Genomic DNA, 25,618 nt, shown 5'->3' with positions numbered 1-25,618 from the left:
TCACCACCTATTGCTATTTTACCTCTTGCAAACGAAAAAGCCCAGCTTTCGCTGGACTTTTTCGACAGGCTGACGGCTGTGTACCGCAGGTACACAGCCGTTTTTCTCTTTTTATTCCCCGGTGACATCCACCGAGATGCCGTTCACCGACACCTCGCCGTCAGCGGGGATGAGGATGTACTTCCGGCCGCCAATGATCCTGGTCTCCACCAGGGCGCTGTGCTCGGGGTCGATGTTTAGGACCACCTCGTCGGTCTTGACCTCAAAGCGGCGGCTGTCGATGAGGTTGGCCGGCGCCAGGGCCGCCCCCTCCCCGAAGCGCTCCCCGCACTTGGCCAGGAAGGCCTTGGACTCCTGTTCGTCGGCGCCGCAGTCGGTGAGGATGCGCCCCAGCTCCCCCGCCGTCAGGGCCAGGGGCTCCGGGTCGTGGCTCTCCTTGTGTTCCTCGATCCTGGCCCGCAGCTCCTGGTGAACCGCCTGGACCAACTCCAGGCTGCACTTCTCCCCCAGGGACTCGGTGAGGGCCCCCTCAAAGGCCTCCTTCTGCTCCGCCGCCGACATGGGGGGCTCGGTGCGGAAGACGGCGTCGATAAACTCCTGGTGGAGCTGCTCCGGCTTCCGGGCGTAGAAGAGGGCGTTATAGATGTTGGCCGCCCGGTCGTCGAAGGCCGGAAACAGGAAACCCAGCTCGGGCTGGGCCACGATCTGGCCGGGGGTGCAGCTGTGGAACTCGTTCTCCCCGGGGAAGTAGCCCAGGGCGGGTTTGCCGTCCTTCACCGGGCAGACACAGCAGACGAAGTAGGAAAAGACCTGGTCGCCGGCGTCGGCCTGATCCTCGTCGTCCTTGCCCCGGTAGGGCACGTCGTAGACGTCGTGGCCTAAGAGAATGAGGTAATTGCTCCCTTCCAGGTCCAGGGTGTGGATGACCTTGTCATAAAAAGCCTGCCGCAGGGTGCTGTCGGCCAGGCCGGAGTCCCGCAGGCCCATAAGGAGCCGGTGTTCCTCACTGTCGGCCACCTGCCGGGTGGAGAATACGATGTCGATGAGATTCTTCCCCAGAGTGCCGGAGAGGGATTTCTTCAGCAGCCCCAGATATTTTTCCGACTCCTCCTGGGGCATAGCGCCCAAAGAGCTGTCGATATAGGAGATGATCTCCCCGCTTCCGTTCACATAGCAGCCGTACACCCGGCTGATGGCGCTCCGGTCGGCACGAAACCGCCGGCGCAGCTCGTTCAATTCCTTCTGATTCATTGGTCCTACCTCGCTTTTCCGTGTGTCTCCTCTGCCAGCTTTTCCAGCAGAACGCGCAGTCTCTATTGTACTGTCTTTCGATCCGAAATGCAATCGCACCTTGTCTTGTCCGGCATATCATGGCGCAGGACCCCCGGTGCAGCCAAAAACCGCACCGGGGGTCCTTTTCTGTTATCGCATAGATGTGATTTTATTTCACTTAAAATACGCAGGATATTGTGCCCGAATTTCTCCGACGTCGATCTTATAGCGGTTCAAATGCTCCTCTGTCAAGGCTCTTGCCTTTTCAGTATCACGGGCCGCAATGGCGTTGGTGATGTTTTCGTGATCCTGGACGATCTTTCCGTTTTTCACGCTGCTCAGGGCCATGTTCCGGACCCGGTCAAAGTGGATGGCGATGTTGTCCATCAGGGTATAGACCTGGGGTTTTTCCGCGATCTCAAAGAGGGTTTTGTGGAACTGGTTGTCCAGCTCCATGAGGGTCTCGGAGAAATAGTTCTCCAGATAGAATTTCTGGAGCCGCACATTCTCCTGGAGCCGCCGCAGTCCCTCCGGCGTGATCATCTCACAGTCCAGCTCCACCACCGCGCACTCCAGCACCTTTCGCATAAAGCGGGACTCCTCCACCAGGTTGACGTCGATGAGCGAGACGGCACTTCCCTTCTGGGGGTAGATCTCCACGATCTTGGCCTTGGACAATTCAATGAGGGCCTCCCGCACCGGTGTCCGGGAAAGTCCCATCTCCGCTGCCAGCTCATTCTCACTGACCATGCTGCCCGGCGCCAGCTCCAGATGAATGATATTATCCCGAATGGTACGAAGGGCATAGTCTCGCCCCGTCTCTCTGGGCAGTCGTTCTGTCAGCCGCATGCTTTTTCTCCTCTCTGCTTGCCGATCCAGTATCCTGAGAGCCTCCCTCAGAACACAGACACTAGTATACCAGCTTTTCAAGTCTCTGTCAAAGACCCCGGCTTTCCGTCGTTTCTCCAACAAGATGCACAAAATTAGGTCTCTATTTTTTATCATTCAGACACTTGTTTTCTAGTATACAAGTATTATAATGATAACTACAAACACGGGCCATGCATCGGCAGGCCCAACTATCCAGGGAGCAGTTTTAGGAGGAACGCAACATGGACGAAATTCTGCAAAGGATCTATGAAATTGGTATTATCCCCGTCATCGCCATCGACGACGCCGAGCAGGCCGTGCCTCTGGCACGGGCACTGGTGGCCGGCGGCCTGCCCGCCGCCGAGGTGACCTTCCGCACCGCCGCCGGTGAAGAGGCCATCCGCCGCATCTCCGCCGAGGTGCCCGAGATGCTGGTGGGCGCCGGCACCGTCCTCACCAAGGACCAGGCCGACCGCGCCATCGCCGCCGGCTCCAAGTTCATCGTCAGCCCCGGCTTCAACCCCGAGATCACCCGATACGTCATTGACAAGGGCGTTCTCATGATGCCCGGCACCGCCACTCCCGGCGAGATGGAGCAGGCCATGAGCATGGGCCTGAACGTGCTGAAGTTCTTCCCCGCCGAGCAGAACGGCGGCGTGGCCAAGCTGAAGGCTCTGGCCGGCCCCTACACCAATCTGCGCTGGATGCCCACCGGCGGCGTGAACACCAAGAACATGATGGACTACCTGAACTTCGACCGGATCGTGGCCTGCGGCGGCACCTGGATGGTGAAAAAGGACCTCATCGACGGCCAGAAATGGGACGAGATCACCGCCATCTGCAAGGAGGCGGTCCAGACCATGCTGGGCTTCTCCCTCCACCACGTGGGCATCCCCTGCGGCGACGCCGACAAGGCCGCCAGCACCGCCAAGACCATCTGCGCCCTCTTCGGCTTCCCCTACAAGGCCGGCAACTCCTACGACTTTGCCGGTCCCGTGGAGTGCTGCAAGGTGGAGTTCCCCGGTGAGCGGGGCCACATCGCCATCGGCGTCAACAACATCGACCGTGCCATCTTCCACCTGGGCCTCCAGGGCGTCACCTTTGACGAGTCCACCCGGAAGATCGACGAAAAGGGCAAGACCAAGGCCATCTATGTCCAGGGCGACTTCGGCGGCTTTGCCATCCATCTTGTGCGGAAGTAAGGAAAGGGGTAAAATATAATGAGTAAGATCGTGACCTTCGGTGAGCTGATGATCCGGCTCCAGCCCTATAACTATGAGCGTTTCGTCCAGGCCGACCACCTGGAGTTCTCCTTCGGCGGCGGTGAGGCCAACGTGGCCGTGTCCCTGGCCAATTATGGCATGGACGCCGCCTATGTCACCAAGCTGCCCGCCCACGCCATCGGCCAGGCCGCTGTTAACTCCCTGCGCCGTTACGGCGTGGACACTTCCATGATCGTCCGGGGCGGCGACCGCGTGGGCATCTACTTCAACGAGAAGGGCGCCTCTCAGCGCGGCTCCGTGTGCATCTATGACCGCGCCCACTCCGCCATCCAGGAGGCCACCACCGCCGACTTCGACTGGGACAAGATCTTCGAGGGCGTGGACTGGTTCCACTTCACCGGCATCACCCCCGCTCTGGGCCCCAACGTGGTGGAGATCTGCAAGGAGGCCTGCAAGGCCGCCAAGGCCAAGGGCGTGAAGATCTCCTGCGATCTCAACTACCGCGGCAAGCTGTGGACCCGCGAGCAGGCCCGGGAGGCCATGACCGAGCTGTGCCAGTACGTGGACGTGTGCATCTCCAACGAGGAGGACGCCAAGGACGTGTTCGGCATCGAGGCCGAGGCCACCGACATCTACGCCGGTACCCTGAACCACGAGGGCTACAAGTCCGTGGCCAAGCAGCTGGCCGACAAGTTCGGCTTTGAAAAGGTGGCCATCACCCTCCGTGAGTCCCACTCCGCCTTCGACAACGGCTGGAGCGCCATGCTCTACGACGTGGCCTCCGACGAGTACTGCTTCTCCAAGAAGTACGAGCTCCACATCATCGACCGTGTGGGCGGCGGCGACAGCTTCGGCGGCGGCCTTATCTACGCCCTGCTCAACGGCAAGTCCACCCAGGACGCCGTGGAGTTCGCCGTGGCTGCTTCCGCCCTCAAGCACTCCATCGAGGGCGACTACAACATGGTCACCGTCTCCGAGGTGGAGAAGCTGGCCGGCGGCGACGGCTCCGGCCGCATCCAGCGGTAATAGCGCACCAACCAGACGGCGCCTCCCCCTGCGGAGTGCGCCGTCTTACGGTTATTTTTGAAAAAGGAGGTTCGCGGCGGCGCTCCGGCGCCGTCCCCATCGCCATGAAAGCATTTATGGACAAGGATTTCCTGTTGGAGACCGAAACCGCAAAGCACCTCTTCCACGACTACGCTGAGTCCCTCCCCCTGGTGGACTACCACTGCCACATTCCCCCTCAGGAGATCTATGAGGACCGCCGGTTCGACGACCTGGCCCAGGTGTGGCTGGGGGGCGAGAACCCTGACGGCACCTTCTTCGGCGACCACTATAAGTGGCGGCTCATGCGCTCCAACGGCGTTAGCGAGGACTACGTCACCGGCGCCAAGCCCGGCCTGGAGCGGCTGGAGAAGTTTGCCGAGGCCGTGGAGATGGGTATCGGCAATCCCATGTACCACTGGTGCAACCTGGAGCTGCGGAAGTTCTTCGACTACCAGGGCTACCTCTCCCCCAAGACCGTGAAGGAGATCTGGGACGTGACCGGTGAGAAGCTGCGCCACGACCCCGGCCTCACCGTCCGCGGCCTCATCCGGAAGGCCAACGTGGCCTTCATCGGCACCACCGACGACCCCATCGACTCCCTGGAGTGGCATGAGAAGATCGCCAACGACCCCACCATCACCTTCCAGGTCCGCCCCTCCTTCCGCCCCGACAAGGCCGTCAACATCAACAAGGCTGGCTTTGCCGACTACATGGGTAAGCTGGCCGCCAGTGTGGGCAAGACCGCGCTTACCTCCGCCCAGGAGGTCTGCGACGCCCTGGTGGAGCGGCTGGAGTTCTTTGCCAAGATGGGCTGTCGGGCCAGTGACCACGGCCTGGACTACGTGCCCTTCCGCGCCTGCACCATGGCTGAGGCCGACGCCGCCTTCCGCAAAGCCATGGCCGGCGAGGAGCTGACCCTGGCCGAGATCGAGGGCTATCAGACCACCCTCCTGCTGCACCTGGGCCGCGCCTATCACCGCCTGGGCATCGTCATGCAGCTCCACTACTCCTGCCTGCGCAACAACAATGAGCGGATGTTCCGGCGCATGGGGGCCGACACCGGCTTCGACATGATCGCCCAGAACACCTGCGGCGGCAACATCGCCCAGCTCCTCTCCGCCCTGGACCTGACCGAGGAGTGCCCCAAGACCATCCTCTACTCCCTCAACCCCGCCGACAACGCCCAGCTGGGCACCCTGCTGGGCTGCTTCCAGTCCGACGAGATCCCCGGCAAGATCCAGCACGGCTCCGCCTGGTGGTTCAACGACACCAAGACCGGTATGGAGGAGCAGATGAAGTCCCTGGCCAGCCTTGGCCTGCTGGGCAACTTCGTGGGCATGCTCACCGACTCCCGCTCCTTCCTCTCCTACGCCCGGCATGACTATTTCCGCCGCATCCTGTGCAACCTCATCGGCCACTGGGTGGAAAACGGCGAGTATCCCAACGATGAGGAGGCCCTGAAGAAGATCGTGGAGGGCATCTGCTACAACAACGCCGCCCGTTACTTCAACCTGTAACACATAGCATCAAGAAACCAAAGAAGCTCCGTTGGAATGGTCCATTCCAACGGAGCTTCTTTCATTCCGTGATTTGGGCTGCCGGACAGGCTCGCTTCCACCGCCCGCGCAGGTAGACGGTACCGCTGATGAGAATACCGATGGCCCAGCCGATGGGATAGGCCCAGTAGAGGGCCTCCTTGCCATAGAAGTGGGCCAGCAGGTAGGCCGCCGGCACTCGAGCCACCCACAGGGCCACGATATTGGACACCATGGGAGTCACCACGGCACCCGCGCCCCGGAGGGCATTGTTGAGGGGGTACATGATTGCCAGCAGCACCATGGTGGAGAGGACCCGCTCCAGATAGGCCCGGCCCGCCTGAATCACCGCCGGGTCGGAGCTGAAGATGGAGAGGAAAAAGTCGGAGTTGGGTACCACCAGGGCCGACATGACGGCGCACACCACGATGCACAGCACCAGGGCCTTCCGTACGCCGGTCTTGACCCGGTCCAGCCGGCCCGCCCCCACGTTCTGACCCACATAGGTGGTGACCGCCAGGGCAAAGCTGTCGATGGGCATGAAGGCAAAGGTGTCGATCTTATTGGCGGCGGAGAAACCAGCGGCAAACTGCTCCCCAAAGCTGTTGATAAGGGCCTGGAGTACCAGCACCGCCACCGCCAGCTGACACTGCTGGATGCCAGAGGGCACCCCCAGCCGCAGCACCCGCTGGAGAAGAGGCTTCTCTATGGCCAGCCGGAAGGGGTGAATGGAAAAGTAGCTGTATTTCCGGTTCACATAGAAAATACCAAACAGCCAGGAGCTGATCTGGGCGATGATGGTGGCCAGGGCCACGCCAAAGACATCCCAGTGGAAGGCCAGTACGAAGACCAGGTCCAGCACGATATTCAGGATACAGGCCACCGCCAGGAAAAGCAGGGGCGTCCGGCTGTCCCCCAGGCCCTGTAGGATGCCGGCGTTGATGTTGTAGCCCAGGCTGCCGATGATGCCGGCGAAGACCACCAGCAGATAGACATGGGCCTGGCCATAGACATTCTCCGGCACCTGGATCAGCCGCAGCATGGGGCCAGAGATGGCAAGGCCGAATACCGTCAAGGGGATGATACTGACCATGAAGGCACTGTACACCGTGTTCACGCCGCGGCGGACGGCGTCCCTGTCCTCAGAGCCGATGAACTGGGCGATCATGACGCTGGCACCGATGGACAGGCCGATGAACAGCGACGAGAGGAGGAACACCACCGGGAAGGCAATCCCCACCGCCGCCAGGGCTGTGGTACCCACAAACTGGCCCACAACCCAGCTGTCCACCATATTATAGAGCTGCTGAAAGGCATTGCCCACCAAAAGGGGCAGGGAAAACCGCACGATAAGACCCAAGGGCTCTCCCCGGGTCATATCGATGGTCTTCTCACGTCCCACGGACACGTCCTCCCTCCTTTTATGTATGCTCCTGTAGGTATTTCCGGTACAGGAGCCGCAGCCCGTCGGGGATGAGCTGCCCGTCCACCACGTCGATGAGGTCGGTGCCGGCGGCGATGACCGGCGCCAGACCTCCGGTGGCCACCACGATGGCCTCCGGCTCGTCGATCTCCTCCCGGGCCTGGGTGATGAGGCGCTCCATGGCCCCGATGTAGCCCAGCACCGCTCCGGCCTGGATCTGGCCCACAGCGGTGCCGCTGAGGACCCGCTCCGGCAGCGCCAGATTCACCTGGGGCAGCAGGGCTGTCTTCTGGAAGAGTGCCTCGATGGAGATGCGGGCGCCGGCGGTGATGCATCCGCCCATATAGACCCCCTCCCGGCTGATGGCGTCCACCGTGGTGGCTGTGCCCATATCGGCCAGGATGAGAGGGGCGCCGTACTTGTGGATGGCAGCCACGCAGGCCACCGACCGGTCGGTGCCCAGATGTTCATTGCTCACCACTCCATAGGGGAGACCCGGGTCCACATCCACATCCACCACGATGGGTGTCTTACCCAGATAGCGGATCAGGGCATCAGTGAGCGCCGCCATCACCGGCGGCACCACCGAGCTGATAATCGCATCCGACAGATCCTCCGGCTTGATTCTCAGACGGGAGAGCTGGTTCCAGATGTCCATGCCCAGTTCGTCGGACGTGCGCCCCGTCACCGTGGTCAGTCGGAAGCTCCCCTTCAGGGTCTCCCCGTCGAATACACTGAATACCATATTGGTGTTGCCCACATCGATGGTCAGCAGCATACCTGTCACATCCTTCCGCCGGTCATGCGCCGGCTCTGTTCTCTTCGATGCGGAAGAGGGCTTTCCCCTCCCCCAATTCCATCACGCCGTAGGTTCCCCGGCTGCCCTGGCAGGAGCCGGGATTCATGAGGTGGAGCCCCATAAGGTCCCGGTCCAGTGCAACATGGGTGTGCCCGCAGAGAAGAATATCGGCTTCGGCCTCCCGGGCCGCCCACATGGCCCGGGAATACCCCAGCTTTACCTCATACCGGTGGCCGTGCATCATGAGGATGCGCTTCCCCTCCACCAACAGCACCCGCTGGTCGGGCACCTCGGTAAAGCCATCACAGTTGCCGCAGACATTCTGCATGGCCTGAGTCACGGGCAGGCGCCACCGGAGCTCGTCAAAGTCCCGGCACAGATCCCCCAGGTGGAGGATCAGGTCGGGCCGCTCCCGGGCCACCGCCCGCTCCATGGCGTCCACATCCCCATGGGAGTCGGACAGGACCAATACCTTCTTCATTTCGGTCACCTCTGGGAAAAAGTCACATATAATACCATGAGTCCGGTCATATCTTAGATGGAGGGATCCCACATGGCAAACAAATCACAGCCCGGCAGCATCCTGCACACACCACAGGCGGAAAAGCTCCTCAAGGACAAGGCGGCCCTGGAACGGCTCCTCCGCTCTCCGGACACCAAAGCCCTGATGGAGATGCTGCAGCGACAGGGCGGGCTTCAGGCGGCGGCCGACGCCGCCATGCATGGGGACCCCACACAGCTTCAGAACCTGGTGGGGCGGGTCATGGACGACCCAACCGGCGCCGGTGTGGTGGAGCGCATCAAACAAAACGCACCTAAGCCATAAGATCTGCCCGGCTGTCGGGTGAAGAGAGGGGGGCATGACCATGTCGGACGGCTTTTCGGAAAAACTCAATGCCATACTGGCCGACCCCGACGCCATGGGCAAGATCATGTCCCTGGCCCAGAGCCTGGATGGCGAAGCAGCTCCTACCGATCAGGACGCATCAGAGGAGCCGTCCTCCCCATCCGGCGACCAAGAGGACGCTCCGTCCGACCTGAGCGGTCTGCTGAGTGCCTTTACCGGCGGCAGCGGTGGTGAGGGTCTAGACCCCAAACTGTTACAGCTGGCCGGCCGGCTGCTCTCCGAGTGGAACCGGCCCGACGACCGCAAAACCGCCCTGCTGGCCGCCCTGCGGCCCTATGTGAAGCCGGAGCGCTACGCCAAAGTGGACCGGGCCATCCAGATCGCCAAGTTTTCCCGGCTCATCCGGGTGGCTCTGGCCGCTCTGCGGGAGGGAAAAGAGGATGTATAACCGCTATATTCCCCGCTCCGGTGGCTATGAACGGGTCGCAGTAGAGGAAAGTCAGGACCGGCACAGCGGCGGTGAACACCATCAGGACCGGAGACCGCCGCCTGCCGGTTCTCCGGCGGGCGGCGGTCATGGCGCCTGGCTCACAGGGCTTCTCAAGAGCCTGGGGTTGGAGGAGCTGGACCGGGGAGACATCCTCCTCCTGCTGATCCTGCTCCTGCTGCTCACCGACGGTGACGACCTGGAACCGGTCATCACCCTGGGACTCCTGCTCCTCTTCAGCCTGGGCGGCCGGGAGAGCAGAGATAAATCATGAATTATGGCGTGGTCTGTTCGTACAGCACGGTGCCGTCTGGCAGGGTAAAGCGGTCCTTCTCCGCCGCCTGGAGCACTTCGGCATCGGTGGAGCGCATACGCATAATCACCACGTCGTCCTTGACCGTCTCCGAGGCGATCAGCAGGCCGTTGCCAGTGGAGACCCAATAGCGCTCCAGATAGCCCAGCTCGTCTACGGAGGTCTCCACATAGATGCAGGGCACCCCATCCCGGGTCACATAGTTGGCGTCCACAATGGAGGCCTGGTCCAGCTCCAGCACATCTTCATAGGTAGGGATGTGCTGGGCCAGGTCCGCCCCGCTCTCCCCCACCGGCCAGGACTTGACCTCCGTGCTGCCGGCGTACCAGCGGTACAGGGTCCCCTCTCCACTCTCCGGGTTGGTATAGACAATGGTGTACTGGGTGCCCATGGGCTGGAAGCTCTGGGTCAGTTCGATGCTGGTCCAGGCGCCGTCTACCAGCACGTTGGCGGTGAAGCTCCCCGCCTGGCTGGTCCCTGTGGTCATCTCCACCGTGACCGTGCGGGCATAGTTCTCCGGCCGGGTCAAGGTGGAGATGATGTTCTGCACCGTCTCCGGCGTCGTGCGGACCGGCAGCACCTGACCGCCATCCTCCAGGCCCTCGTCTTTGCCGGAGGCCGTGGTATCCGGCGTGGGCAGGACAATCTCCGCCCCCTTGCTGGCAAAAATATTGAGGCCGAAGCTGGAGATCAACGCCACCGTCATCACCAGGACGATGAGCAGGAAGAGCACCAGCTTGTTTTTTCGTTCCATCCCGCTCCCTCCTGTCCTGACGTTTCGATCAGGCCCGGAACTCCTCCGGCGCCTCCTCCCGCAGGCCGAATTTCCACTCGATGGCGTCGGCGATGCGCCGGCAGGCCCGCCCGTCTCCGTAGGGGTTGACAGCGTGGGCCATCTGTGCATACACCGTCTGGTCCTCCAGCAGGAGGCTGCCCAGGCGGTAGACCTCGTCCTCCTCCGTCCCCGCCAGACGGACCGTACCGGCGGTGATGGCCTCCGGCCGCTCGGTCTCCCGGCGGAGGACAAGCACCGGCTTACCCATGGCGGGCGCCTCCTCCTGGAGGCCGCCGGAGTCCGTCATCACCAGGTGGCACCGGGCCATCAGGTTGTGCATCTCCTCCACGTCCAGAGGATCAATGAGGTGAATGCGGTCGTGGCCGGAAAGGTACTTGGCCGCCGCCTCCCGCACCACCGGCGAGAGGTGGACAGGATAGACCAGCTCCACCTGGGGGTGGTCCTCCACGATGCGCCGCAGGGCGGTCATGATGTGGGCCATGGGCTCTCCATAGTTCTCCCGGCGGTGACAGGTTACCAGGACCACCTGGCGCCCGGCATAGTCCAGCTCGTTGAGGAGCTGGGTGGAGAACTTGAAATCGGGCCGCACTGTGGTGGACATGGCGTCGATAACCGTGTTGCCCGTGATAAAAACTCCCTTGGTGATGCCCTCCCGGGCCAGATTTTCACGGTTTGCGGGGGTGGGGCAGAAATGGAGATCAGCGATGTCCCCCACCAGGGTGCGGTTCATCTCCTCCGGGAAGGGGGAATATTTGTCATAGGTCCGCAGTCCCGCCTCCACATGGCCCACCATGACCTGCTGGTAGTAGGCGGCCAGGGCGGCGGAGAAGGTGGTAGACGTATCCCCGTGGACCAGCACCAGGTCGGGCTTGGCCTGAGTCAGCACCCCTTCCACTCCGGTGAGGCACTTACAGGTAATGGTGGAGAGGGTCTGCCGGGGCTCCATAATGTTGAGGTCGTAGTCCGGCGTCAGGCCGAAGATGTGGAGCACCGAGTCCAGCATCTCACGGTGCTGGGCGGTGACACAGCACAGGCTCTCCACCCCCTCCCTGCGAGAGAGCTCCTGGACCAGAGGCGCCATCTTGATGGCCTCCGGCCGGGTCCCGAATATGGTCATGACACGGATGGTCTTCACGGCTGATCCTCCTTATGGTCGGATTCCTCGTTTTTCTTCTTCTCATTGTTGCTCAAAAAGATCCGGGCGGACACGGCGCCGGCGGCGCACAGGGCCAGCAGCAGCAGCATGGCCTTGAGCTCGCCGCTGGTGGTGAGCACCACAGCGCACAGACCCAGAATGGCGCTGATGATGTAGAGCACCGCCACCGCCTGCTTCTGGTTGAAGCCCATGTCGATGAGCCGGTGGTGGACGTGGCTCCGATCGGGGTGCATGGGGCTCTGGCCGTGGGCGATGCGCCGGATGAAGGCAAAGCAGGTGTCAAAGATGGGCAGGCCCAGCATCAGGAAGGGCACGGCAAAGGAGATGATGGTATAGAACTTGAAAAGGCCCTGGATGGACATGACGGCCAGGATAAAGCCCAGGAAGGTGGAGCCGGTATCCCCCATAAAGATCTTGGCGGGGTTGAGATTGTAGGGCAGGAAGCCAATGCAGGCACCGGCCAGAGCGGCCATGACAATGGCCACCGGGGCGTCGGCCACCGCCAGGGAGATGACCAGCATGGTGAGGGCGCTGATGGTGGACACGCCGCAGGCCAGACCGTCCAGGCCGTCGATGAGGTTGACGGCGTTGGTGATGGCCACGATCCACAGCACAGTGGCAGGATAGGAGAGCCATCCCAGGTCCCACCAGGGACTGGGCGAGAAGACGTTGGGGTTGGAGATGATCTCAATGACATTGCCGGACAGCACCGCCACCAGAGCGGCCACGATCTGGATGACCAGCTTGAACTTGGCCCCCAGGGCATAGATGTCGTCAAAGATACCCAGCACCACGATGATAACGCCGCCCAGCAGCATGCCCCGGAACTGAGGGGTCATCTCCACATAGAGCAGGGCGCTTAGGATGAAACCGAAGAAGATAGCCAGGCCGCCCATCCGGGGGATGGGGTGGTCATGCATCCGGCGGTTGTCCTTGGGCACGTCCACGGCGCCCACCTTAAAGGCCAGATTCTTTACCACAGGCGTGGTGATGAGGGACACCACCATGGCGGTGACCAGGGCGGCGGCCACCCAGCCCATGGTCTGCAAATCACTGTTCATTGACTAAAATGCTCCTTTTCCGGACAAGACCGGGCCGTTACCGGGCCACGAAGCCCACCTTTTTGTAGACCTTGCGCAGGGTCTTGTTGGCCACATAGCTGGCCTTTTCGGCGCCGGCGCGGTAGACCGACTCCAGATAGGCCTTGTCGGCCAGGAGCCGCTGGGCCTCCTCCCGGATGGGACGCAGGCACTCAATGACGGCCTCACCCACGGCGGGCTTGAAGGCGCCGTAGCCCTGGCCGTCAAACTCCGCCTCGATCTCCTCCATGGTCTTGCCGGTGACGGCGGCATAGATGCTCATGAGGTTGGACACGCCGGGCTTGTTCTCCGGGTCAAAGCGGACACAGCGCTCGGTGTCGGAGTCGGTGATGGCCCGCTTGAATTTGCGCTGGATGTCCTCCGGCTTCTCCATCAGGAAGACGCAGCCGTCCGGAATGGACTTGCTCATCTTGCTGGAGGGGTCGTTGAGGGACATGATCCGGGCGCCGGTCTTGGGGATGTAGGGCTCCGGGATCTTAAAGACGTCACCGTAGATGTTGTTGAAGCGCTGGGCCACGTTCCGGGTGAGCTCCACGTGCTGCTTCTGGTCGTTGCCCACGGGGACGTAGTCGGGCTGGTAGAGCAGGATGTCGGCCGCCATCAGGGCGGGATAGGTGAAGAGACCGCCGTTGATGTTGTCGGCATGCTTGGCCGACTTGTCCTTGAACTGGGTCATGCGGCTGAGCTCGCCGAACATGGTGTAGCAGTTGAGGACCCAGCCCAGCTCGGCGTGGGCGGGGATGTGGGACTGGATGAAGAGGGTGTTCTTCTCCGGGTCCAGGCCGCAGGCGATGTAGGTTGCCAGCTGCTCCAGAGTCCGCCGGCGCAGGTCGGCGGGATTCTGGCGGACGGTGATGGTGTGCATGTCGGCCATAAAATAGTAGCAGTCGAACTCCTCGGCCCGGGCGCCCCAGTTCTTGATGGCACCCAGATAGTTGCCCAAGTGCAGGTCACCGCTGGGCTGAATGCCGGAGAGCATCACTTTTTTCTGCATTTCTTGTTCCATATCATTGCACCTCGAAACAGGATCCTATTGATCTTTCTTGCGGCATCGGCGGTCCGCCCAGGAATCGCACCCCAAAAGCAGTCCCACAGCGCCTATACAGCGGATAATATCATACCACATTACCCTCAAAATGACAAGGCCGGGGGAAGCCTGCGCCTCCCTCGGCCCTGTCATTTTTTCTCGGTTTTCAGCACCCGTGCCGACGGGCGGCCTCCAGGGTGTTCACCATCAGCATGGCCCGGGTCATGGGACCCACCCCTCCGGGCACCGGGGTGATGAGGGAGGCCTTCTCAGCCACGGCGGGATAGTCCACGTCGCCGCAGAGTTTTCCGGCCTCGTTGCGGTTCATGGCCACGTCGATGACCACCGCACCCTCCTTGACCATATCGGCGGTGATGAGGTTCCGCTTCCCCACCGCCGCCACCAGAATGTCGGCCCGGCGGCAGACCTCGCCCAGGTCTCTGGTCCGGGAGTGGCAGACGGTAACGGTGCCGTGGGCGGCCAGCAGCAGCATGGCCATGGGCTTGCCCACGATGTTGGACCGGCCCACCACCACGCACTCCTTTCCCTTGGGGTCCACCCCGTACTCCTTGAGCATCTCCATGACGCCGGCGGGGGTGCAGGGGGCGAAGCAGGGCTGGCCGGTGGACAGCCGCCCCACGTTGATGGGGTGGAAGCCGTCCACGTCCTTGTCCGGGTCGATGGCCAGCAGGACCGCCTCTTCGTCATAGCCCTCGGGCAGGGGGAGCTGGCAGAGGATGCCGTCGATGTCCGGGCGGCCGTTGAGGCTCTCGATGATCTCCATGAGGGCGGCCTGGCCTGCATCTGCGGGGAGGGCATACTCCTCGCTGTAAATGCCGCATTCGTCGCAGTCCTTCCGCTTGCTGTTAACGTAAGTACGGGAGGCCTGATTGTCTCCCACGATGATAACCGCCAGCCCCGGCCGCCGGGACAGGCTCTCCACCTCCTTGGCCACCTTGGCCTTGCACTTGGCCGCCAGCGCCTTGCCGTCAATAACTGTCGCCGCCATGCTCATCCTCCTCCTTTTTGTTGCGTTCCGCCCGGCCGACCTCCTTGGCCGCCCGGAGCCGGTTGACATAGAGCTCTTCCGGCCTGTGATGCCGGACAAAAAGATGATAGATCAAAAAGCCCGCCGCCACCAGCGCCGAGACGAAGCCCAGCAGCTGGGACACCCGGATGGGGGTGTTGAAGAAATAGAGGCTGTCGGTGCGCAGGCCCTCAATGAGTCCCCGCCCGAACCCATACCACAGGAAATAGCTCCACATGATCTGACCATCGAAGCGGCGTTTCCCTTTGAGCACCACGAAGAGCAGCAGCAGGAAGCCCAGCAGGTTCCACAGCGACTCGTAGAGGAAGGTGGGGTGGACCTCCATGTACTGCCAGGCCCCATCTACATAGGCGTCGATGCCCATGCGCCAGGGCAGATCGGTGGGACCGCCGTAGGCCTCCACATTCATGAAGTTGCCCCAACGGCCCACGCACTGGCCGATGAGGAGTCCGAAGACCCCTACGTCGGCAAAGGCAAAAAAGTTGATCTTCTTCACGCGGCAGAAAACGATGAGGGTGAGGACTGCCGCGATGACGCCGCCGTAGATGGCCAGGCCGCCGTCCCGGATGTCTACCATCTCCAGAAAGTCGAAGCTTCCGTCCTCGTTTCGATAGAGGTCCAGGTAGAAGATGACATAGTAGAGCCGGGCTCCGATGATGGCCAGGGGCACGGCGAAGAACAGCAGGTCGATGACGTCGTCGGGCTTGATGCCGAACCGGGGCGCCATTTTATAACAGAAGACCACTGCCAGCAGAAAGCCGCAGGCGATGATGACGCCATACCAGTAGATGGGCAGGCCGAAGAGCTGGAAGGCCACCCGGTTGAGGTGGAATTCCAGACCCAGGCCGGGGAAAAGGACAGTCCTCGTCATGCCTGCTCCTCCTTGGGGAGAACGATGGACAATCCGGTGCGCTCCGGGGTCATCCACCGCCGGATCACATCCTCCACATCGGCCTTGCCGATGTTCTCGAAGACCGCCGGGAACCGGAAAAACTCCTCACCGGCAAAGTGGCTCTGTGCCAGGCCGATGCAGATGTTTTCAAAGGAGTTGAGGGCCCGGACCTTGGCACCGTAAACCCCCTTCTTGATGCGTCCGAAGAGGGTGGGGTCCAGCCCCTCCCGGCGGATGCGGGCCACCTCGTCGGCGATGGCCTGACGCACTGCCCTGGGGTCCCGGCTCTCGCCGCCCACGGTGAGCATGGCGCACTGTGGATAGGCCTCGTAGCCGTAACTGAAGCTCTGGTTCACCAGGCCCTGGCTGTACAGCCGGGCGTAGAGAGGCGTAGAGGTTCCAAAGACCGCCTCGCAGGCCAGTTCGCCCAGGAACTGCCGGCGCATGTGCTCCTCCCCCTTGGGGGCGGGGTCGGCCTTCCAGCCCAACTGGAAGATGGGGGTGGACACCGCCATGGACTGGACGGTCTCCGGCCGGAAGGCCCCCTCGGACTCGGGTTCACCATAATCCCGGGGGATATCGGTGATGCCCTCCTTGGGCAGGACCTCCAGTGCAATCTCCCGCACCTGCTCGGGGTCCACGTTGCCGCAGACGCACAGGGTCATATTCCCCGGGTTATAGAAGGCGGCGTGGCAGTCGTACAGGGTGTCGGCGGTGATCTTGGCAATGGACTCCACCGTGCCGGCGATGCTCACCCGGACGGGGTTGTGGGCGTAGAGGGCCTCCAGCATGCCGTAAAAGACCTGGTTCTGGGGGTCATCCTCCACCATGCGGATCTCCTGGCCGATGATGCCCTGCTCCTTGGCTACGCTCTCAGGGGTAAAATAGGGCACGGAGACGAAGGAGAGGAGGATCTTCAGGTTCTCCTCGAACTTCTCGGTGCTCTCAAAGTAGTAGCCGGTGATGTCGGTGGAGGTGAAGGCGTTGGGGCTGGCCCCGTTGGCGGCCAGGTCCTGGAGGGCGTTGCCGTCCTTGGTGTCGAACATCTTGTGCTCCAGGAAGTGGGCCACCCCGGCGGGGGTGTCGTGCCAGGCGCCGTTTAACTGAAAGCGCATATCCATGCCGCCGTAGTTGGTGGCAAAAAAGGCAAAGCTCTTGGAAAACTCCGGCTTCACGTCCACGTAGATGTGGAGGCCGTTGTCCAGCTTGGTGTGCCAGAGCTTTTCTCCGATGTGGGTATATTCCTTGGTCTCCATGGTATCAGTCCTCCTTGCCCTTGAGGAAATAGATGGTGTCCAGCTCCATTTTTCCGGCCACCGCTGTCACCTGCTCCCGGGTGACGGCCTCCACCCGGTCCACCAGGTCCTGGGGGGACTCCTCCAGGCCGGCCACCGCCTGGCCCAGCCAGTAGTCCTCCAGCCGGCCCTGGGCGTCCATGGTGGCCCGCAGGGCGCTGACCACCGCCCGCCGGGCGCCCTCCAGCTCCCAGTCCTCAAAGGCTCCGGTGCGGCAGTTGTCCAGCTGGGCCAGGATCTCGTCCCTGGCCTTCTCGTAGTTTCCAAATTCAATGCCCGAGGAGACCAGCATGACCCCCTTGAACTTCTCCAGCATGGAGCTGGCAAAGTAGCACAGGGAGAGCTTCTCCCGGACGTTGAGGAAGAGCTTGGAGGTGGGGGTGCCGCCGTAGAGGGCGTTGAACACCAGCAGGGCCGGGTAGTCCTCCTCCCACACACAGGCGCCGCCGGTGCGGAAGCCCAGCGCCAGCTTGCCCTGGGTCACGTCCAGAGACTCGGTGACCAGCCGGGGCTGGTCCTGGGTGGCATTGTCCTGCACGCTGTGATCGGGCTCCTCCAGCTCCCCCGCCCGGGGCAGGCCGTCCAGGGCGGCGGTGAGGGCGGCGGCCACCCGGTCGGCGTCGGCGCTGCCGCAGTAGTAGAGCTCCACCGGAGCGTGGGCCAGAAGGGCCTGGTAACGCTCCCACAGCCCCTCCGCCGTGATGGCGGCGGCGCTCTTCTCATCGCCCAGCCTGTCCACGCCGTAGGGCTCCCCGGCGCACATCTCCTGGGTGAGGCGCAGGAGGGAGTAAGAGCGCTTCTCGTTGATCTGAGCCTGGATGCGGTCCACCAGGTTGCTCCGCTCCCCCTCCACATATTCCTTTTTAAAGCCGCCGTCCTCGGTGACGGGGCGCAGCAGCACCTCTCCCATCAGACTGGCTGCCTGCTCCAGGATGTGGGCGTCGTCCAGGGCATAGGCGTCGTCCAGGAAGCTGCCCACGAAGCCGATGCCCTGGGCCTCTCCCTTCTTGCGGACGGCGGGCTCGATGGAGCCGCCGTAGAGCTCGTCCAGGGCGGCGGAGAGGGACTCCATGTCGGGGTGCTCCCGGGTACCCCGGCGGAGGACATAGGGCAGAAGGGCGTTGGCCGACGCCGTCTTGGCATCCAGCGGCGCCAGGAGGGTGACGGAGAGCAGATTGCTCTTGAATTTATTGGTCTGCACCGCCGTCAAACGGACGCCGGGCAGCAACTCCCTGTGGGTCACTTGGGTCATATCTGACCTTCCTTTCCTTGGTAGGGTTTCTTCACGCAGGTCCCATTATACTATATTTTTCCCGCTTTGACACCCTTAAAACAAAAATCTCCCCCGCCCATCCCCTCCTTCTTTTATTGCGGGCCCTTTTGGCAGCCCGTCGCGCCGCGGCCCTTTCCCGCATAGGATAGGACCGTAAGGAAGTGATCCCAATGTCTATACGCTCCCGTTTGACCACGCTGCGGACCGGACTGGCCAGGATCCACCCCGTGGACAAGAGTCTGCTGCTGTTCATGGCGCTCCTGCTTCTCCAATCCGCCTACAGTATCTTCTTCCCCTCTGAAGCCGATCCGGCGGTCGGCGACATCGACGTCATCATACGCACCTCTTCCGCCGCCATTTTCGGCTACTTCCTCAGCGCCAACTTCGTCAATCGCTCCTCTGCCCAGACAGAGGCGGTATCGGCTCCGGCTGCGCTGACGACTGTCGCCCAGGCGGGGACCGAGATCAGCGCTCCCAAGAACCAGATCGGTTTTACAGCCGGAGATGCCGCCATGGAGAGCGGCGGCACCCAATCTGTCCCGTCCCCTTCTCTTCCGGCCTGGCTTCCGGATACCAACTGTCTCCAGGTGGCCACCGCCACAGTCATCGGACTGTTCTGTCTGGTGGTCCTGCTGATCCTCCGAAACATGGGGGCGGCCAGCGGCCAGCTTCTGGCCTCCGACTCCGTCAGCGCCACAGTGGTCCAGTTCCGTGACTTTGTCTCCGGCTGCGTGGGTTTTCTCATCGGCTTTCCCACCCATGCCAACAGCCGGACTTCCACTTGAAAAGAACGCGGCGCGCCCGGGCTCTCCCCGGACGCGCCGCGTCTTGGTTTTTATGATCCGTCTATACTCAGGAGCGGTAAAAGGCCTCGGCCTCGTCGTAGGCAGGTACGGCGTCAGCGGCCCCCACCCGGGTCACGGCCAGGGCGCTGGCCGCCGCCGCCAGACCCAGGGACTCCTCCAGGCTCCGTCCGTCCAGGACGCCCCGGAGGAAGTAGCCGGTGAAGGTGTCCCCGGCGGCGGTGGTATCCACCGCCTTCACCGGACGGGCAGGCATCCGGACCCGCTCCTCCCCCAGGGCGGCCAGGGAGCCCTGGACCCCCAGGGTCAGGACCAGCATGGTCTTGGGGTAGCGGGCGGTGAGTACCCGGGCGATCTCCTCCGGGTCCTCGGTTCCGGCCAGAAAGGCCCCTTCCACCTCGTTGACCAGCAGCCAGCTGAGCTTCTCCAGGGGCAGACCATTCAGCTTCTCGTTGGCCGGAGCGGCGTTGAGGGCGATGCGCATACCCAGCGCCGCCGCCCGGTCCATGATGTAACCCACACAGCTGGTCTCATTCTGAAGCAGCACCACGTCTCCGGGATCGAAGTGCTCCAGCACCTCATCCACAAAGGCCTCAGTGATGCGGCTGTTGGCCCCGTCGTAGAGGAGGATACTGTTCTGGCCCGACCGGTCCACCTGAATGATGGCGTGGCCGGTGCTCCCGTCTACCTGGCGGACAAAGGTGGTATCCACTCCGGCGGAGGTGAGCTTGTCCCGCAGGAATTCTCCCTCAGGGCCGATGCAGCCGGCGTGCCACACCTCCACCCCAGCCCGGGCAAGGGCCACTGACTGGTTGAGGCCCTTGCCGCCGCAGTTTACCTGAAGGGATAAGGAACTCATCGTCTCTCCAGGCTGGACGAAGTGGTCCACCTGGTAGACGTAGTCGATGTTCAGCGATCCGAAGTTCAGTACGCGCATCTCTGACCTCTCCTTTCCGCCTTTAATCCATAAAGGTAGTGAGCAGCTCTTCCACGGCCTTCCGGCCGTCCACGTCCACGCAGATGTTCAGATACTGGGCATCCATGGGATACTCCCGCAGGTCGGTGACCACCATGCCGCGGCAGAAGGCGCCGCCGCACTCCACCCGGGCGGGCATCCGCCGCACGGTGACCAGGGCGGGGTCCACCACAGTCAGCATGGCCATGGGGTCGTGGACCGGGCAGTGGTCCAGGCAGTTGTTCTGCTGCCGGTTGAACCGGAAGTAGAGGGGCATGGCCTGCTTGAGGTAGTCCACGATAGGACGGTTCTCCGGCGCGGCGTACTTGTCCAGCTTCTCGATGTGCTCCGCCGTCAGGCGGACCTTCTGGGTCACGTCCAGACCCACCATGGTGATGTCAAAGCCGGCCTGGAGCACCTGGTCGGCGGCCTCCGGGTCGCCGGCGATGTTGGCCTCCGCCACCGGGGTCACGTTGCCGGGGGCGTGGTAGGTGCCGCCCATAAAGACCACGTTCTTCACCATGCGGGGCAGCTCCGGCTCCTTCTGGAGGGCCAGCGCCAGGTTGGTCATCCGGCCCAGGGTCACAAGGGTCAGCTTCCCGTCGTACTCCTTTGCCATGCGGATGATGAAGTCACAGGCTTCCTCCTCCAGGGGCTGCTGGGAAGAGGCGGGGATCTGGGCGTCGCCGATGCCGTTGTGGCCGTGGATGTGAGGGACAGGTCCCTCCCACTCCCCCACCAGCGGACCGGTGGCGCCCACCGCCACGGGGACCTCATAGTCCACGCCGGAGAGCCGGATGAGCCGCAGGCTGTTGTCCGCCGCCTGGCGGGCGTTGGTGTTGCCGAAGCCGGTGGTGATACCCACCACCCGCACGTCCTTCCGCTTGAGGGCAAACAGGATGGCAATGGAATCATCGATCCCGGTGTCGGCGTCGATCAAAATATACTTCATGCTTCAAAACGCTCCTTGTTTTTTGCTGGAAACGACTCAGTGACGGCTCTGGTCGATCCGATAGATGGCCTCCAGGACCACCTGGATCTCGTCCTCCCAGCCCTGGGCCAGACCGGTGTTCTCCTTCTCATAGATCACGTCGGCGCGGACCAGATTGCCCGACACCGCCGAGATCATGGCCCCCTTCACCCCTCTGCGGTGGCAGACGGTATAGAGGGCAGAGCTCTCCATCTCCACATTCAGGCAGCCCAGATCGTGGAGCTTCTGAATCCACTCCGGCGTCTCGCCGTAGAAGGCGTCGTCGCTGGCGTTGATGCCGTAGTAGACGCCGCAGCCCAGGCTGGGCTGCATCTCCCGGGCGGTGTCGATGAGGACCCGGGTGAAGTCGAAGTCGGGCACCGCCGGGAAGCAGTCGGGCACATAGAACCGGGAGGTGCCCTCGTTTTTCATGGAGCCGGTGGAGATCACCAGGTCGCCGATCTTCAGCTCGGGCTGGAGGGCGGCGGTGCTGCCGATGCGCACCAGATACTTGGCGCCGATGTTGATGAGCTCCTCGGCGGCGATGGCGGTGGAGGGGCAGCCCATGCCGGTGGAGGTTACGGAGACCTTCACCCCCTTGTAGTAGCCGGTGAAGGTGCGGTGCTCCCGGTTGTTGGCCACCAGGCGGGCGTCCTCCAGATAGGCAGCCACCCGGTCGCTGCGGGCGGGATCACCGGGCAGGAGCACATACTCCCCGATGTCACCGGGTTCCAGGTGGATGTGATACTGCCGCTTGCCCAGAGTCATCTCGTCCTTGTTCAGCATATCCATATCTTGATTCCTCGTTTCCTGATGTCATTCCGCCAGACGGCGCTTGGCCTTTCTGGCGCGCTGGATGGAGTAGGCGGTGAGGCCGCCGATGGTGGCCAGGTAGGGAAGCATGTCGATGAACTGGGAGGGCAGCGCCAGCAGCTGCAAGGTGTTGGACATGCCGTCAAAGAAGGCGAACAGCATGGAGGACAGGAACACACCGATGGGGGTGGACTGTCCCATGGCGGCGGCGGCCAGGGCGATGAAGCCGCGGCCGGCCACCATCTCCCTGGTGAACATGCCCAGGTAGCCCATGGACATGTACATGCCGCCCAGGCCGGTGAGGGCGCCGCAGAGGAGGATGGCGATGTAGCGGGTCCGCCGGACGTTGACGCCCACGGAGGAGGCGGCGTTGGGGTTTTCACCCACAGAGCGGATCCGCAGCCCCAGAGGCATCTTATAGAGGAGGAACCACACCGCCACTACGGCCAGCAGGGCCACATAGGTCATGAGGTTGTGTCCGGAGAGGATCTTGCCGATGACAGGGATATCCTCCACCAGAGGGATGTTTACAGTGGAAAAGGAAAAGCTCTTCAGGGAGGCGCTGGTACCCTTCTCACCGGTGATGGTGAAGAGGAGCAGCACCGTAAAGCCGGAGGCAAGGGTGTTGATGGCGGTACCGCAGATGGTGGCGTCTGCCTTCAGGTTCAGATGGAAGTAGGCAAACACCAGGCTCACCAGCAAGGCAGTGCCCAGCCCCGCCGCCAGTCCGGCCAGCAGGCCGCCGCCAAAGGCGCTCCCCAGCACGCCGGCCAGGGCGGAGAGGAGCATGATGCCCTCCAGGCCCAGATTGACCACACCCGCCCGATTGCAGATGGCGCCGCCCAGGGCGGGCAGCAGGATGGGGGTCACCACACGGATCCACATGTAGACGAATTCCGTGCTGAAAATGTTTTGTAAAATGATAGACATACCAGCACCCCCTTACGCCTGTACCTGCTCAGCGGCAGCGGCGGCCTGCTCCTGCTCGGCGGCCTTGTCGATGAGCTTCTGGCGCCAGCGCTGAAGCAGCGCGCCGGAGGCGATGAGCAGCATGATGACGCCCTGGATGATCTGAGCCATCTCACTGCTCACGTCGCTGTTCATGGCCATGATATTGGCGCCGGTGTTGATGTAGGCGATGAAGGCGGCGGCCAGAGGCACCATCAAAGGGTTGTCCTTGGCCAACAGGGCCACCACGATGCCGGTCCAGCCGTAGCCGGGGGTCTCGGTCCACTTGAAGCGGGTATACATGCCCAGCAGCTCGATGCTGCCTCCCATGCCGGCGATGGCGCCGGCAATCACCTGAGCGCCCACCATGACGCCGGTCTCCTTCAGGCCCACATAGTGGGCGAAGGAGGGGTTGCAGCCGGTAATGCGCAGCTGATAGCCGAAGCGGGAGCGGTAGATCAGGAACCAGCAGAACACGCACATCAGGATGGCGATGATCACGCCCAGGTGCACGTTGGTGCCGGGCAGGATGCCGGGCAGCAGACTGGTCTCGGCCAGCTTCAGGGAGGCCAGAGAGGAGGACTGCATCTCACGGAAGTGGTAGGTCACCAGATAGATGGCAAAATACTGGACCACATAGTTGAGCATGATGGAGGTCACCACTTCGCTGACGCTCCACAGCTTCTTCAGGAAGGCAGGGATGGAGGCCACCAGAGCGCCGCCGGCAGCGGCACAGAGGAGGCACGCCACAGCGTGGATCCCGGTGGGCATGGGCACGGCGATGGAGACCGCCATGGCGATGGCGGCACCCATGAAGAAGGCGCCCTCGGAGATCATGGAGAACTGACCGGCCCGGAAGATGATCATGACGGCCAGGGCCGTAAAGACCAGGGGGCAGGCCCCCTCAATGATGTTGCCCACCCGGCGCAGGGAGAGGAAAGGCCCGATGAAAAAGTTATAGAGGGCGTTGGACGGTTCCGAACTGACGGCAAAGACGATCCCCGTCACCAGCACCAGTGCCACCACGATCACCAGCAGCATCTTGACGCTGTCCACCAGGAGGTTGGCTTTTTTCAGTGTCATTTTGTCACCTCCGCAATCTCCTGCTCGCTCTGCCGGTCCAGACCCAGCATGTACTGGCCCACGTCGTCCTCGGTGATGGCGGTGGTATCCGGGAAGTAGGCCGCGATCTTTCCGCCGCACAGCACGATGAGCCGGTCGGCCAGGCCCAGCAGCTCATTGAGGTCGGAGGACACCAAAAAGACGCATTTGCCCTCGTCCCGGAGCCGCAGCAGCTCCTTCCGGATGAACTCCGTGGCGCCCACATCCACCCCTCGGGTGGGCTGGTCGGCAATGATGACCTCGGGATCACTGGAGAGCTCCCGGGCCAGCACCACCTTCTGGATATTGCCGCCGGACAGGCTGGAGATGGCCACATCCAGGTCCTTGCAGAAGATGTGATAGCGCTCCACCATCTTCTGCCCATAGGCCTTGATGTTCTTCTTCCGCAGCAGGGTGCCCTTACCACAGAACTCCGGATTGTAGGACTTGTCCGCCATGGCGTTCTCTGTGATGGAGAGGGCCCCGGCGATGCCGGTGGTCATACGGTCCTCGGGGATGTGGCTCACCTTCTGGGCCCGGAGCTGCCGGATGCTCATGCCGCTGATGTCCTTGCCCAGGATGCGGATGCTGCCGCCGTGGAAGTCCATGTTGCGGCTGAGTGCCTCCACCAGCTCGGTCTGCCCGTTGCCCTCCACACCGGCCACGCCGAAGACCTCGCCCCGCATGGCGCGAAAGGAGATGCCGTCCAGCTTCTTCTGGCCGATGATGTTGCGCACCGTGAGGCCCTCCACTTCAATGGCGGCCTCGCCCTGGTGGGCGGGCTTCTTCTCCAGGTGGAGCGCCACATCGCGGCCGACCATCAGATGGGAGATCTCCTCCTCATCCACATCCTTCACATCATAGACCCCCATGGTCTGGCCACGGCGGATGATGGTGATGCGGTCGCACAGCTCCCGTACCTCATTGAGCTTGTGGGAGATAAAGATAATGGTGTAGCCGCTGTCCCGGAGGATCTTCAGCTCGTGGAAGAGCTCACGGGTCTCCTGAGGGGTGAGCACGGCGGTGGGCTCGTCCAGGATCATGATCTTGGCGCCATGGAGCAGCGCCTTGAGGATCTCCACCTTCTGCTTCTGACCCACCGTCAGGTCCTGGACCTTGGCATGGGGCGGCACGATGAGGTTATACTTTTCCGAGATCTCGGCCACCTGCCGCTCCGCCAGCTTCTGGTCGATGATGAGTCCCTTCCTGGGCTCCATGCCCAGGATCATGTTCTCGATCACCGTCAGGGACGGGACCAGCATGAAGTGTTGGTGCACCATACCGATGCCCATACGGATGGCGGCGGTGGGCGAGGCAATCACCGTCTTTTCTCCGTTGATATAAATGTCTCCCCGGGTGGGCTGCTCCTCACCGAACAGCATCTTCATCAGCGTGGTCTTACCCGCGCCATTTTCCCCGGAAAGGGCGTGGATCTCACCGTGGTTGACTGCGAACGTGATGTCGCTGTTGGCCACGACACCGTTGGAATACACCTTGCGGATGTGTTCCATGCGCAGGATCTCCGTCCCAGGCACAGCCATTCCTCCTTGCTTTGCTTTTTCAGACTTACAGTGCTGTAAAACAGGAGCAGCGGCGGCGGAATCCCGCCGCCGCTGCAGGTCGCG

Annotated in this window: 26 protein-coding genes; 7 read left to right on the top strand and 19 right to left on the bottom strand. The window is 62.5% G+C overall.

Going from position 1 to position 25,618, the window contains the following annotated elements; all coding sequences use genetic code 11:
- Window positions 1-111 precede the first annotated feature (111 nt).
- Both Q0K15_RS01215 and Q0K15_RS01210 read right to left on the bottom strand, forming a co-directional pair.
- Window positions 112-1,251 carry a DUF4317 domain-containing protein gene (locus tag Q0K15_RS01215; RefSeq protein ID WP_294510871.1) on the bottom strand — a complete coding sequence of 380 codons (1,140 nt, stop codon included), beginning with the start codon at window positions 1,249-1,251 and terminating at the stop codon, window positions 112-114.
- A 195-nt stretch (window positions 1,252-1,446) separates the two neighbouring features.
- The gene (locus Q0K15_RS01210; RefSeq protein ID WP_294510868.1) at window positions 1,447-2,121 is read right to left on the bottom strand and encodes a GntR family transcriptional regulator; all 675 of its coding nucleotides are present in this window, start codon (window positions 2,119-2,121) and stop codon (window positions 1,447-1,449) included.
- 263 nt (window positions 2,122-2,384) lie between these two features.
- On the opposite strand from Q0K15_RS01210, the gene Q0K15_RS01205 reads away from it, so the two are divergent.
- The 3 genes from Q0K15_RS01205 to uxaC all read left to right on the top strand — a co-directional run bounded on the left by Q0K15_RS01205 (window position 2,385) and on the right by uxaC (window position 5,929).
- Window positions 2,385-3,344, top strand: a complete 960-nt coding sequence (locus Q0K15_RS01205; protein ID WP_294510865.1) for a bifunctional 4-hydroxy-2-oxoglutarate aldolase/2-dehydro-3-deoxy-phosphogluconate aldolase — start codon at window positions 2,385-2,387, stop codon at window positions 3,342-3,344.
- An 18-nt stretch (window positions 3,345-3,362) separates the two neighbouring features.
- Window positions 3,363-4,391 carry a sugar kinase gene (locus tag Q0K15_RS01200; protein ID WP_294510862.1) on the top strand — a complete coding sequence of 343 codons (1,029 nt, stop codon included), beginning with the start codon at window positions 3,363-3,365 and terminating at the stop codon, window positions 4,389-4,391.
- A 104-nt stretch (window positions 4,392-4,495) separates the two neighbouring features.
- On the top strand, window positions 4,496-5,929 hold the full coding sequence (uxaC, locus tag Q0K15_RS01195) for a glucuronate isomerase (RefSeq protein ID WP_294510859.1): 1,434 nt from the start codon (window positions 4,496-4,498) through the stop codon (window positions 5,927-5,929).
- A 61-nt stretch (window positions 5,930-5,990) separates the two neighbouring features.
- Here the strand turns inward: uxaC and Q0K15_RS01190 are convergent, their stop codons facing one another.
- From Q0K15_RS01190 to Q0K15_RS01180, 3 genes are read right to left on the bottom strand one after another with little or no spacing between them, the layout of a single operon-like run.
- Window positions 5,991-7,349 carry an MATE family efflux transporter gene (locus Q0K15_RS01190; RefSeq protein ID WP_294510856.1) on the bottom strand — a complete coding sequence of 453 codons (1,359 nt, stop codon included), beginning with the start codon at window positions 7,347-7,349 and terminating at the stop codon, window positions 5,991-5,993.
- A gap of 19 nt (window positions 7,350-7,368) precedes the next feature.
- Window positions 7,369-8,148 (bottom strand): type III pantothenate kinase, encoded by a 780-nt coding sequence (locus Q0K15_RS01185; protein WP_294510853.1) that lies wholly within the window; start codon window positions 8,146-8,148, stop codon window positions 7,369-7,371.
- A gap of 22 nt (window positions 8,149-8,170) precedes the next feature.
- Window positions 8,171-8,650: a metallophosphoesterase gene (locus tag Q0K15_RS01180; protein WP_294510850.1), complete on the bottom strand. Its 480-nt coding sequence runs from the start codon at window positions 8,648-8,650 to the stop codon at window positions 8,171-8,173.
- A 72-nt stretch (window positions 8,651-8,722) separates the two neighbouring features.
- Here Q0K15_RS01180 and Q0K15_RS01175 point away from each other — a divergent pair, with 72 nt between their 5' ends.
- From Q0K15_RS01175 to Q0K15_RS01165, 3 genes are read left to right on the top strand one after another with little or no spacing between them, the layout of a single operon-like run.
- Entirely contained in the window at window positions 8,723-8,995 is a 273-nt protein-coding gene (locus Q0K15_RS01175; RefSeq protein WP_294510847.1) for a hypothetical protein, read from the top strand.
- 34 nt (window positions 8,996-9,029) lie between these two features.
- Entirely contained in the window at window positions 9,030-9,464 is a 435-nt protein-coding gene (locus tag Q0K15_RS01170; protein ID WP_294510843.1) for a hypothetical protein, read from the top strand.
- Complete coding sequence (locus Q0K15_RS01165) at window positions 9,457-9,777, top strand: hypothetical protein (protein WP_294510840.1); 321 nt, start codon at window positions 9,457-9,459, stop codon at window positions 9,775-9,777. Before Q0K15_RS01170 ends, Q0K15_RS01165 begins: the two co-directional genes overlap by 8 nt.
- A gap of 1 nt (window position 9,778) precedes the next feature.
- Here Q0K15_RS01165 and Q0K15_RS01160 read toward each other — a convergent pair whose 3' ends face one another.
- The 8 genes from Q0K15_RS01160 to Q0K15_RS01125 form a co-directional block, all read right to left on the bottom strand.
- Window positions 9,779-10,570 (bottom strand): hypothetical protein, encoded by a 792-nt coding sequence (locus Q0K15_RS01160; RefSeq protein ID WP_294510837.1) that lies wholly within the window; start codon window positions 10,568-10,570, stop codon window positions 9,779-9,781.
- Between the two features lie 28 nt (window positions 10,571-10,598).
- On the bottom strand, window positions 10,599-11,747 hold the full coding sequence (wecB, locus tag Q0K15_RS01155; protein ID WP_294510834.1) for a UDP-N-acetylglucosamine 2-epimerase (non-hydrolyzing): 1,149 nt from the start codon (window positions 11,745-11,747) through the stop codon (window positions 10,599-10,601).
- The gene (locus tag Q0K15_RS01150; protein WP_294510831.1) at window positions 11,744-12,829 is read right to left on the bottom strand and encodes an MraY family glycosyltransferase; all 1,086 of its coding nucleotides are present in this window, start codon (window positions 12,827-12,829) and stop codon (window positions 11,744-11,746) included. The genes wecB and Q0K15_RS01150 overlap by 4 nt, the downstream gene beginning before the upstream one ends.
- A 37-nt stretch (window positions 12,830-12,866) precedes the next feature.
- Window positions 12,867-13,874, bottom strand: a complete 1,008-nt coding sequence (gene trpS, locus Q0K15_RS01145; RefSeq protein ID WP_294510828.1) for a tryptophan--tRNA ligase — start codon at window positions 13,872-13,874, stop codon at window positions 12,867-12,869.
- Window positions 13,875-14,061: 187 nt separating this feature from the next.
- Entirely contained in the window at window positions 14,062-14,904 is an 843-nt protein-coding gene (gene folD / locus Q0K15_RS01140; protein ID WP_294510824.1) for a bifunctional methylenetetrahydrofolate dehydrogenase/methenyltetrahydrofolate cyclohydrolase FolD, read from the bottom strand.
- On the bottom strand, window positions 14,885-15,814 hold the full coding sequence (gene lgt, locus Q0K15_RS01135; protein WP_294510821.1) for a prolipoprotein diacylglyceryl transferase: 930 nt from the start codon (window positions 15,812-15,814) through the stop codon (window positions 14,885-14,887). Before lgt ends, folD begins: the two co-directional genes overlap by 20 nt.
- The gene (locus tag Q0K15_RS01130) at window positions 15,811-17,091 is read right to left on the bottom strand and encodes a pitrilysin family protein (protein WP_294510818.1); all 1,281 of its coding nucleotides are present in this window, start codon (window positions 17,089-17,091) and stop codon (window positions 15,811-15,813) included. Before Q0K15_RS01130 ends, lgt begins: the two co-directional genes overlap by 4 nt.
- A gap of 4 nt (window positions 17,092-17,095) precedes the next feature.
- Window positions 17,096-18,382 carry a pitrilysin family protein gene (locus tag Q0K15_RS01125; RefSeq protein ID WP_294510815.1) on the bottom strand — a complete coding sequence of 429 codons (1,287 nt, stop codon included), beginning with the start codon at window positions 18,380-18,382 and terminating at the stop codon, window positions 17,096-17,098.
- 191 nt (window positions 18,383-18,573) lie between these two features.
- Here Q0K15_RS01125 and Q0K15_RS01120 point away from each other — a divergent pair, with 191 nt between their 5' ends.
- Entirely contained in the window at window positions 18,574-19,188 is a 615-nt protein-coding gene (locus Q0K15_RS01120; RefSeq protein WP_294510812.1) for a hypothetical protein, read from the top strand.
- A gap of 67 nt (window positions 19,189-19,255) precedes the next feature.
- On the opposite strand, the gene Q0K15_RS01115 is transcribed toward Q0K15_RS01120, so the two are convergent.
- The 6 genes from Q0K15_RS01115 to Q0K15_RS01090 are packed head-to-tail and all read right to left on the bottom strand — an operon-like array spanning window position 19,256 to window position 25,534.
- Window positions 19,256-20,143: a ribokinase gene (locus Q0K15_RS01115; RefSeq protein ID WP_294510809.1), complete on the bottom strand. Its 888-nt coding sequence runs from the start codon at window positions 20,141-20,143 to the stop codon at window positions 19,256-19,258.
- 22 nt (window positions 20,144-20,165) lie between these two features.
- Complete coding sequence (locus Q0K15_RS01110; protein ID WP_294510806.1) at window positions 20,166-21,113, bottom strand: nucleoside hydrolase; 948 nt, start codon at window positions 21,111-21,113, stop codon at window positions 20,166-20,168.
- A gap of 36 nt (window positions 21,114-21,149) precedes the next feature.
- Complete coding sequence (locus Q0K15_RS01105) at window positions 21,150-21,923, bottom strand: nucleoside phosphorylase (RefSeq protein ID WP_294510803.1); 774 nt, start codon at window positions 21,921-21,923, stop codon at window positions 21,150-21,152.
- A 24-nt stretch (window positions 21,924-21,947) separates the two neighbouring features.
- Window positions 21,948-22,874, bottom strand: coding sequence for an ABC transporter permease (locus Q0K15_RS01100; protein ID WP_294510800.1), 927 nt, complete (start codon window positions 22,872-22,874; stop codon window positions 21,948-21,950).
- Window positions 22,875-22,886: 12 nt separating this feature from the next.
- Window positions 22,887-23,975 carry an ABC transporter permease gene (locus Q0K15_RS01095; RefSeq protein ID WP_294510797.1) on the bottom strand — a complete coding sequence of 363 codons (1,089 nt, stop codon included), beginning with the start codon at window positions 23,973-23,975 and terminating at the stop codon, window positions 22,887-22,889.
- Window positions 23,972-25,534, bottom strand: a complete 1,563-nt coding sequence (locus Q0K15_RS01090) for an ABC transporter ATP-binding protein (protein ID WP_365932863.1) — start codon at window positions 25,532-25,534, stop codon at window positions 23,972-23,974. The genes Q0K15_RS01095 and Q0K15_RS01090 overlap by 4 nt, the downstream gene beginning before the upstream one ends.
- Between the last annotated feature and the right edge of the window lie 84 nt (window positions 25,535-25,618).

The sequence above is a fragment of the uncultured Intestinimonas sp. genome (assembly GCF_944387245.1).
Classification (GTDB): Bacteria; Bacillota; Clostridia; order Oscillospirales; family Oscillospiraceae; genus Intestinimonas.
The sequence above is the reverse complement of the archived record's forward strand: the minus strand, read 5'-3'. Positions and strand labels throughout refer to the sequence as shown.

Excerpts from the sequence above, each read along its gene's own strand:
- Q0K15_RS01215 (WP_294510871.1), bottom strand. The coding sequence starts at position 1,251 with ATGAATCAGAAGGAATTGAACGAGCTGCGCCGGCGGTTTCGTGCCGAC.
- Q0K15_RS01210 (WP_294510868.1), bottom strand. The coding sequence starts at position 2,121 with ATGCGGCTGACAGAACGACTGCCCAGAGAGACGGGGCGAGACTATGCC.
- Q0K15_RS01205 (WP_294510865.1), top strand. The coding sequence starts at position 2,385 with ATGGACGAAATTCTGCAAAGGATCTATGAAATTGGTATTATCCCCGTC.
- Q0K15_RS01200 (WP_294510862.1), top strand. The coding sequence starts at position 3,363 with ATGAGTAAGATCGTGACCTTCGGTGAGCTGATGATCCGGCTCCAGCCC.
- uxaC (WP_294510859.1), top strand. The coding sequence starts at position 4,496 with ATGAAAGCATTTATGGACAAGGATTTCCTGTTGGAGACCGAAACCGCA.
- Q0K15_RS01185 (WP_294510853.1), bottom strand. The coding sequence starts at position 8,148 with ATGCTGCTGACCATCGATGTGGGCAACACCAATATGGTATTCAGTGTA.
- Q0K15_RS01180 (WP_294510850.1), bottom strand. The coding sequence starts at position 8,650 with ATGAAGAAGGTATTGGTCCTGTCCGACTCCCATGGGGATGTGGACGCC.
- Q0K15_RS01175 (WP_294510847.1), top strand. The coding sequence starts at position 8,723 with ATGGCAAACAAATCACAGCCCGGCAGCATCCTGCACACACCACAGGCG.
- Q0K15_RS01170 (WP_294510843.1), top strand. The coding sequence starts at position 9,030 with ATGACCATGTCGGACGGCTTTTCGGAAAAACTCAATGCCATACTGGCC.
- Q0K15_RS01165 (WP_294510840.1), top strand. The coding sequence starts at position 9,457 with ATGTATAACCGCTATATTCCCCGCTCCGGTGGCTATGAACGGGTCGCA.
- Q0K15_RS01160 (WP_294510837.1), bottom strand. The coding sequence starts at position 10,570 with ATGGAACGAAAAAACAAGCTGGTGCTCTTCCTGCTCATCGTCCTGGTG.
- Q0K15_RS01150 (WP_294510831.1), bottom strand. The coding sequence starts at position 12,829 with ATGAACAGTGATTTGCAGACCATGGGCTGGGTGGCCGCCGCCCTGGTC.
- trpS (WP_294510828.1), bottom strand. The coding sequence starts at position 13,874 with ATGGAACAAGAAATGCAGAAAAAAGTGATGCTCTCCGGCATTCAGCCC.
- folD (WP_294510824.1), bottom strand. The coding sequence starts at position 14,904 with ATGGCGGCGACAGTTATTGACGGCAAGGCGCTGGCGGCCAAGTGCAAG.
- lgt (WP_294510821.1), bottom strand. The coding sequence starts at position 15,814 with ATGACGAGGACTGTCCTTTTCCCCGGCCTGGGTCTGGAATTCCACCTC.
- Q0K15_RS01130 (WP_294510818.1), bottom strand. The coding sequence starts at position 17,091 with ATGGAGACCAAGGAATATACCCACATCGGAGAAAAGCTCTGGCACACC.
- Q0K15_RS01125 (WP_294510815.1), bottom strand. The coding sequence starts at position 18,382 with ATGACCCAAGTGACCCACAGGGAGTTGCTGCCCGGCGTCCGTTTGACG.
- Q0K15_RS01120 (WP_294510812.1), top strand. The coding sequence starts at position 18,574 with ATGTCTATACGCTCCCGTTTGACCACGCTGCGGACCGGACTGGCCAGG.
- Q0K15_RS01115 (WP_294510809.1), bottom strand. The coding sequence starts at position 20,143 with ATGCGCGTACTGAACTTCGGATCGCTGAACATCGACTACGTCTACCAG.
- Q0K15_RS01110 (WP_294510806.1), bottom strand. The coding sequence starts at position 21,113 with ATGAAGTATATTTTGATCGACGCCGACACCGGGATCGATGATTCCATT.
- Q0K15_RS01105 (WP_294510803.1), bottom strand. The coding sequence starts at position 21,923 with ATGGATATGCTGAACAAGGACGAGATGACTCTGGGCAAGCGGCAGTAT.
- Q0K15_RS01100 (WP_294510800.1), bottom strand. The coding sequence starts at position 22,874 with ATGTCTATCATTTTACAAAACATTTTCAGCACGGAATTCGTCTACATG.
- Q0K15_RS01095 (WP_294510797.1), bottom strand. The coding sequence starts at position 23,975 with ATGACACTGAAAAAAGCCAACCTCCTGGTGGACAGCGTCAAGATGCTG.
- Q0K15_RS01090 (WP_365932863.1), bottom strand. The coding sequence starts at position 25,534 with ATGGCTGTGCCTGGGACGGAGATCCTGCGCATGGAACACATCCGCAAG.